A 3,464-nucleotide genomic window follows, 5' to 3' on the forward strand; every position below is an offset into this window, starting at 1 on the left:
CCGCCTCCGGCCCGGAAGTGCCCCTGCCCCGGCCCCTGCGCGGGCTCGGTGCCCTGGTCCGGACCTCGCGTCAGCCCTGGGCGTCGGCGGTCTCGGCCTCCTCCTTGGGGGCCTCGCCCCGGACCGAGCGCAGCAGCAGCTGGGAGACGTCCACGACCTCCAGCGTCTCCTTCGCCTCGCCCTGCGACTTCTTCTCGTTGATCGCGTCGCCGAGCATGACCTGGCAGAACGGGCACGCGGTGGAGACGGTGTCGGGGTTGGTGGTCAGCGCCTCGTCCACCCGCTCGGTGTTGATGCGCTTGCCGATCCGCTCCTCCATCCACATGCGGGCGCCGCCGGCGCCGCAGCAGAAGCCCCGCTCCTTGTGGCGGTGCATCTCCTGCGTCTTGACCCCCGGCACCTGCGCCATGATGTCGCGCGGCGGCGTGTACACCTTGTTGTGGCGGCCCAGGAAGCAGGGGTCGTGGTAGGTGATGTTCTCCTCCACGGAGTTGACCGGCGTGAGCCTGCCCTCCTCCACGAGCTTGGCCAGCAGCTGGCTGTGGTGCACGACCTCGTAGGTACCGCCGAGCTGCGGGTACTCGTTGGCGAGCGTGTTGAAGCAGTGCGGGCAGCTGGCCACGATCTTGGTGACACCGGCCTCGTTCAGCGTCTCCACGTTCTGCTGGGCGAGCATCTGGAAGACGTACTCCATGCCCAGGCGGCGCGCGGGGTCACCGGTGCAGGCCTCCATGCCGCCCAGCACGGCGAACTCGACGCCCGCCATGTCGAGCAGCTCGGCGATGGCCTTGGTGGTCTTCTTGGCGCGGTCCTCCAGGGCACCGGCGCAGCCGACCCAGAACAGGTACTCGGTGCCCTCGGGGAGCTTGTCCTCGACGACCTGCACCTCGACCGGGTTCTCCTCCCGGGAGGCCAGCTCCTCGATCCAGTCCATGCGCCGGTCCTCGGCCATGCCCCACGGGTTGGCCTTGTTCTCCAGGTTCTTGAGGAGCGTGTTGGCCTCGGACGGGAAGTTGGACTCGACCATCACCTGGTAGCGGCGCATGTCGAGGATGTGGTCGATGTGCTCGATGTCCACCGGGCACTGCTCGACGCAGGCGCCGCAGTTGGTGCAGGCCCACAGCTCGTCGGGGTGGATGACGCCGTTCTCCTCCTCGGTGCCGACCAGCGGCCGGTTGAGGAGGGCGAGGACGTCCACGCCCGCGTGGCTCTCGTCGGGCTTCTCGGCGAGGGTCTCCTCGGTGATGCCCTGGAGCAGGTACGGGGCCTTCTCGTAGGTGTGCTGCTGGAGGTCGAGGATGACCTTCTTGGGCGAGAGCGGCTTGCCCGTGTTCCAGGCGGGGCACTGGGACTGGCAGCGCCCGCACTCGGTGCAGGTGGTGAAGTCCAGGAGGCCCTTCCAGGTGAAGTCCTCCAGCTTGCCCGCGCCGAACGGGTCCTCGTCGGGGTCGGCCTCCTCGAAGTCGAGGGGCTTGGTGCCGGACTTGTCCATCATCTGCTTGGCCGCGCCCAGGGACGGGAACCCGTCGGCGTTGCGCTTGAAGTAGATGTTGACCGGCGCGAGGAAGCGGTGCCAGCCGATGCCCATGGTGAGCACGCGGGCGATGACCACGAAGAACAGGTAGCTGATGATCAGCTTGAACGCGGCGACCAGCGCGATGGCGGGCTCGGCGACCGCGGGGTCGCCGGGCAGGATCGCGCCGAGGCCGGTGGAGATCGGCGTCGCCCAGGCCGGGAACGGGAAGTCGCCCATGGCCGACTTGAGACCGCGGATCACGAAGATCGAGATCAGCAGGCCCCACAGGTAGGCCTCGACGTAGTACGCCGTCCAGTGCCGGGAGTTGGTGAACCGGGACTGGCGGCCCAGGCGCTTGGGCCCGTTGAGCAGGCGGTAGACGGTCAGGCCGACGATGCCGACGAGGCTGGCCGCGGCGATGAGCTCGATGGCCAGGCCGTACAGGGCCCAGTCGTAGATGATCGGCAGCTTGAAGTGCGGGTCGAAGACCTCGCCCTGGGCCTCCACGACGGTGAAGACCAGCAGCGGGAACGAGACCATGACGAACCAGTGGGCGACGCCGATCCACGGCCGCTTGAGCATCCGCCCGTGCCCGAGGATCTCGATGAGCGCCATGGTGAACCGCTGTCCGAACGGCCCCTTGCGCTCCGGCTCCACCGAGCGGCCCACACCCACGGTTCGCACGATCTGGCGGATGCCCAGAGCGAACATGGTGAACGCGACCACGGCGAAGACCGAGGTGATGATGCCCAGTGTCAGGTACAGCATCGTCCGTGGCCTCCCATCCTGCTTCGTCGTCCGGTGCGCCACACACCGGGGGTCGAACTATATGTTACTAGCGAGTAATGCCGCGGTCGCCACCGGATGCCCGACCGCTCGCGGAACGGACACCCCGCCGCCGTCGCCGCGGGCCGCCGGGTCGCGGAACCCGGTCGGCACGCCCGCGCCGGTGCCGTCCGGCGCTGGCGCCGGTACCGGTGTGACAGGACCGCGCGGGTGCGCCCGAACGGGACTCGGGCACACCGCACGTCCTATATGTAGCGGACGGCGGACGCGGGACGACTCGACGGGGGTATCGGTGACTTCACCGTCTCTCCCCTACTACCAGGTTGCGGCATCGCCGGGAGTGGAACAACCACGGATCCGCGGCTGTGGACGACCTCCGGGAGCCTCCAGTGGAGTGCCTCCAGCGGGGCGCACCCGAGGACCGGGCACGAGGACCGCGCAGGAGGACCGGACACGGGGCCGCGCCGGGGGTCGAGCGCGAGGTCCGTCCCCGCGAACGGTGCGCGGCGCGCGGGCACGGCGAAGCCGGGGACGCCGTGGGACCCCCCGTCTTCCAGTCTCGTGAAGGGGCCCGGCCTCCGACAACGCCCACCCTCCGCCTGTGGACGACTCCCCGGAGCGCGGACCCCGGGCGGCGCGGCGCTCGGGGCCCTCCCCCGGACGGGCCCCGGCGGAGCGGGTCGGGCGGGGCCGTCGGCGCTCAGGCGCAGCCGCCGAGCTCGCAGATGTCGGTGCGCGAGGTGGACACCTTCAGGTCGTCGTACCAGACGTAGCTGTCGTGGGCCGGGGCGAAGCCCTCGGTGGAGCCGCCGAAGAAGGTCGAGAGGTAGGCCTTGTCCACCAGGTCGTCGTCGGTGACCAGGCGAAGGCCGGTGACCAGCGCGGCGGGCTCGCCGTTGTAGAAGACCTCGATCTCCCCGTCGGGCTCGGCCCGGCCGTCGGTGACCGTGTTGACGCGGACCCGCTGGGCGATGTGCACCCACTCGCCCCGGGGGAGGTGGACGACGGACCCGTCCGCGACGAGGGGCTCGGAGTCGCCGAACTCGCCCGCCTTGTCCATGTGGTAGTAGTACAGCTCCGCCTTGCCGTCGCGGCGCCAGACCACGCGCGAGCTGTAGCCGTTCTCGCCCGTGCAGACGTCCCCGCCCGAGCAGCCCGCGCC

2 protein-coding genes are annotated in these 3,464 nt (G+C 70.2%); both read right to left on the minus strand.

What is annotated here, in order from left to right:
• Nucleotides 1-70: 70 nt before the first annotated feature.
• The gene (locus tag DQW06_RS12875) at nucleotides 71-2,284 is read right to left on the minus strand and encodes a (Fe-S)-binding protein (protein WP_117198529.1); all 2,214 of its coding nucleotides are present in this window, start codon (nucleotides 2,282-2,284) and stop codon (nucleotides 71-73) included.
• Between the two features lie 718 nt (nucleotides 2,285-3,002).
• Nucleotides 3,003-3,464: polysaccharide lyase (locus DQW06_RS12880; protein ID WP_370449073.1), on the minus strand; the 462-nt coding region annotated here is incomplete at its 5' end.

Source organism: Nocardiopsis sp. TNDT3 (assembly GCF_003427465.1).
Lineage (GTDB): Bacteria > Actinomycetota > Actinomycetes > Streptosporangiales > Streptosporangiaceae > Nocardiopsis > Nocardiopsis dassonvillei.

Excerpts from the sequence above, each read along its gene's own strand:
- DQW06_RS12875 (WP_117198529.1), bottom strand. The coding sequence starts at position 2,284 with ATGCTGTACCTGACACTGGGCATCATCACCTCGGTCTTCGCCGTGGTC.